The 3,680-nt window shown below is 64.6% G+C and carries 3 protein-coding genes; 1 reads left to right on the forward strand and 2 read right to left on the reverse strand.

All coding sequences use genetic code 11. The features are described 5' to 3' along the window. The first annotated feature begins 56 nt into the window (after nt 1-56). The gene (locus EOA33_RS27985; RefSeq protein ID WP_127407113.1) at nt 57-1,244 is read left to right on the forward strand and encodes an acyltransferase; all 1,188 of its coding nucleotides are present in this window, start codon (nt 57-59) and stop codon (nt 1,242-1,244) included. Between the two features lie 267 nt (nt 1,245-1,511). Here the strand turns inward: EOA33_RS27985 and EOA33_RS27995 are convergent, their stop codons facing one another. Then, complete coding sequence (locus EOA33_RS27995; protein ID WP_190234391.1) at nt 1,512-2,801, reverse strand: FAD-dependent oxidoreductase; 1,290 nt, start codon at nt 2,799-2,801, stop codon at nt 1,512-1,514. 5 nt (nt 2,802-2,806) lie between these two features. Next, a partial coding sequence (locus EOA33_RS28000; protein ID WP_145989314.1) for a branched-chain amino acid ABC transporter permease occupies nt 2,807-3,680 on the reverse strand: 874 nt, incomplete at its 5' end.

Below are 3,680 nucleotides of genomic sequence, written 5' to 3' on the forward strand. Positions count from 1 at the left end.
GGCCTGCCTTGATGAACGATTTGCATTGCTGAAGCTCCCGCTCTCAAGGAGTTAGCATGACCCGATCCCGTGTCGAATGCCTGGACGGGCTTCGGGCGCTTGCCGCGATGTGGGTGCTTGTCGGGCACTGTCTGCTTCTGACCGGCTGGCGTGTTCCGATCCTGGGCGAACCGGATCTCGGCGTTGATCTGTTCATCATGCTGTCCGGTTTCCTGATGGTGTTCCACTACCAGCTTCGCCAGGACAGGGAGCCTTGGCAAAGTCCGGAGACCTGGCTGAAATTCTGGACACGCCGCTATTTCAGGATAGCGCCGCTGTTCTATGTCATGCTTTTCCTGGCGCTGGCGCTCGGGCCCTATCTCTACGAATCCAGGACGGTCATCGACGACTTCCTGCTGAGATCGCATCAGGCGCCCGAGCGTTACCTCGACAGCGGCCTGAAGAACATCGTCGCCCATCTTCTGTTCCTGTTTGGCCTATTGCCGAATTTCGCCTACCGCACGCCGCTTCCCGACTGGAGCCTGGGGCTGGAGATGCAGTTTTACGCGGTCTTTCCGGCCGTCATGCTGCTTGTCCGCAGGCTCGACTGGATACGGAGCGCCGTGCTGATGGCGGCGCTCGGCGGCCTCGTCGTGTTTGCGATGGGGCAGATGTCGGTGCATTTTCCGATGCCGTCGTTCCTGGCGCTGAAGATGCAGGTATTCCTGTGCGGGATGCTTTTGGCCGGCGTTCTGCATCAGAGCCGGCCACGGCCCATTCTCTATCTGGCGTTGGCCATGCTGTTGGGGGCGCTGCCCTATGGCGGCGAATATGGGCCGGGAAAGCTGCTGATGCGCGAAGTGCTGGTGATGGGCTTCTTTGCTCTTGTTCTCTATCGGATGCTGCCGGGAATGGCGGGCGTCGTGGCAGCAAGGATAGCCACGACGCTCGGCAACCGGTTCTTTCATCTGATGGGAGAGCTTTCCTTCAGCATCTACCTGATCCATCTGTTGGTTCTCCAACCGGTCGCGGCTTTCGTCATCACGCAATATGGCCACGATCTGGTGGCGCCGCTTCGCTTCGCGATCGTCCTTCTCATTGTCCTGCCAACGGTTAGCCTGCTGTCTTGGATCACCTATAACCTGATCGAGATTCCGGGCCAGAAGGCTGGCCGTTTCGTCGTCCAGCGCTTCGGCCGCAAGACGATGCTGGAAACGACGCCGGCGTCGGCCGCTGCACATGATCCAGCCCCTGGTCGGCGATGACGACGGAGATTTGCTCGTCGGTGCTGCCGCGGGAGAGCTTGAAGTCGGGGAAGTCGACCGAGCGATAGTTCGGACAGGTCGCCTTCCAATAGCGGTCCAGCCGGGCGATATCTCGATCACGTCGGAGGCCTTCCGGTTGCCCGCCTCGAGAAAGGCGGTGAACGCCTCGATCCGGCGGATGCGCAGCCAGCTGCGGCTAGCGTAGCGCGAAGGGCAGCATCAAAGTCGGCGACGAGGTCGCGATCACCGCGACCGTCGGAACCTCCCCTACCCAGTCCGATCCAGCCGGTCGCGCAGCATGCTCCACGGCAACAGCATGTTGGGCGCATAGCGCAGCAGGCCGTGGAACGGGATCGGCGCTGCCGGCGCGAATGGCAGCTGTAGGCTCCGCGCTTCTGTCCCGGCCGCCCAGTCGGCCAGCACCTTGCCCATGGCCGTGGTCATGGCGATGCCGCGCCCGTTGCAGGCGCGCGCGGCGATCAGACTTGGGCCGAGGTCGATCAGATGCGGCAGGAAATCCGGTTCGACGGCGGCGATCCCCGACCAACTATACTCAAGCGGCGGCAGGTCAGGCAGCTCCAGACACCGCGCTATTCGCCGCCAGAGTATTTGCGGCACGCGCCCGTCGGCGCCCGCGCTCACCACATGCATGCCGCCGCTGATCAGCCGGTTCTGGGCATCGAAGCGGAAGGTGATGAGATTGCGTCTGGTGTCGGAAAAACCCTGGCCGCCTGGCAGCAGGCGCTGGCGCGCCTTCGGGGGCAAGGGCTGTGTCGCGATCTGGAAAACCTTCAGCGGGAAATAGGTCCGCCGCAGTGTCGGGTTGAGCCCTCCGCCATAGGCGTTGGTGGCGATCAGCACCTTGCCGGCACGCAGTGAACCCGAAGGCGTCTTCAGCGTCCAGCCGTCGGACGCACGGTCGATCGATGTGACGCGCGTGTGCTCGAAAATCCGCGCGCCGGCCTTTTCGGCGGCATCGGCCAAGCCGCGCGCGAATTCGACCGGATTGAGCACCCCGCCCGAGTGGTCCATCCAACCGCCGGCATAACCACAGGCACCGGTCAACGCCTCGGTCTGCTGGGGGTCCAGCATCACGGCCGGCCTGCCGCGCTCCGCCCATTGCCTCGCGCGGGATCGGATTTTTTCGAGAGCAGCCCATGAGTGCGCCGCCTGTATCCAGCCGTTCTGCACGGCGTCGCAGGCGATGTCATGCCGCTCTACGAGGCCGAAGACGAGGTCGGCGCTGCCGGCGGCGAATTCGATCAGCCGCTCGCCGCGCTGGGGGCCGAGATGCGCGGATATGGCGTCCGGATCCATCTTGGCGAAGTTCGGCACGACGAAGCCTGCATTACGGCCGGTCGCCCCCCAAGCGATGATTTCGGCTTCGAGGACAGCCACCGAAAGACCTTTGGCGGCGGCATGCAGGGCCGTCGAAACACCGGTAAAGCCGCCGCCGACGATGGCAAGGTCGACATCGAGCCTGTCTTCCAGCGCTGGCCGGGGAAGGCGATCGCGACTGACCGCGTGCCACAACGAAAGCGCTTCCTGTCGCGCCATTGGGTTCAGGACCTCTCGCTGGCGGTGGCCTTCGCTCGCTTGCCGAAGCGCATTCGCCGCGGCCGTTCACCGAACAGGCCGTTCGGCCGGACCAGGAGGATGACGCACAGCATCACGCCGATGGCGACGATTTGCAGCGAAGCGGCGCGTGCCTGCTGCTCGGGCGAGAACAGGATGCTGGTCATGGTGCCCGATCCTGCCCATATCGCCCACACCAGGATGCTGCCGACGACGGCGCCGGTATTGCTGCCCGAGCCGCCGACGATCAGCATCACCCAGACCTGGAAGGTCAGGATCGGCAGGTAATTGTCGGGCGCGATGAAACCGGTAAAATGCGCTTGCAACGCGCCGGCCAGCGCCATGACGGCGCCGCCGACGGCAAAAGCCTGGACCCGGTAGAAGCGCGCGCTCTTGCCGAGCGAGATCGCCGCGCGTTCGTCCTCGCGCAGCGCCTTCAGCACCCGCCCCCACGGGCTGCGCGACAGGTGCTCCAGGGCCAGATAGACGATCAGCGTGACCGCGCAGACGATGGCAAGGTTGGAGAGGTTGAACAGCAATGGGGTCTCGGCGAGGCTGCCGAAGGGGCGCGGAATGAAGCCGATGCCGAACGGGCCGCCGGTGAGCTTTTGTGCGTTGAGCGCGACCAGTTGCACGACGACGGCGACCCCGAATGTGGTGATCGCAAGATAGTCGGACCTGAGACGCAGTGTGGCGATGCCGGTCAGCGCGGCGGCAATACCGCCGACGACCATGGCGCCAAGCCAGCCGGCCAGGATCGGCAGGCCGAAGCCGCCCACGCGTGCGGCATCGTCGGGCGTGGTCAGCAAGGCCGAGGTGTAGGCGCCGATGGCGACGAAGCCGGCGAGCCCGACATTGAAC

The sequence above is a fragment of the Mesorhizobium sp. M4A.F.Ca.ET.050.02.1.1 genome (assembly GCF_003997725.1).
Lineage (GTDB): Bacteria > Pseudomonadota > Alphaproteobacteria > Rhizobiales > Rhizobiaceae > Mesorhizobium.

What these genes read in the sequence shown, in the direction of transcription:
- EOA33_RS27985 (WP_127407113.1), top strand. Translation starts at nt 57, where the DNA reads ATGACCCGATCCCGTGTCGAATGCCTGGACGGGCTTCGGGCGCTTGCC.
- EOA33_RS27995 (WP_190234391.1), bottom strand. Translation starts at nt 2,801, where the DNA reads ATGGCGCGACAGGAAGCGCTTTCGTTGTGGCACGCGGTCAGTCGCGAT.